At 45.3% G+C, this 265-nt stretch carries 1 protein-coding gene; it reads left to right on the plus strand.

The window, feature by feature from the left end:
- A partial coding sequence (locus HMPREF3263_RS06580) for a contractile injection system protein, VgrG/Pvc8 family (RefSeq protein ID WP_256337427.1) occupies positions 1-265 on the plus strand: 265 nt, incomplete at both ends.

Below are 265 nucleotides of genomic sequence, written 5' to 3' on the forward strand. Positions count from 1 at the left end.
GACAGTTTATGAAAAATATGACTATCCGGGTCGATATAAGAAAGATGAACAGGGCAATCCGTTCAGTCTTTATCGTTTAGAATCAGAACTGGCAGTTTCTGAAACGGCGAATGCAGTGGGCGATGATATGCGTGTCATACCGGGTTATGGTTTTACTTTAGAAGGGCATGCCAATTTAGCCTTCAATCAAGATTGGCTAGTGGTGCGTGTAGAGCATTCGGGTAAGCAGACGGGGAGCTTAGATGAAGAAGCGGGAGAAGAAGGC

This window comes from Haemophilus sp. HMSC61B11, from assembly GCF_001838615.1.
Lineage (GTDB): Bacteria > Pseudomonadota > Gammaproteobacteria > Enterobacterales > Pasteurellaceae > Haemophilus_D > Haemophilus_D parainfluenzae_AD.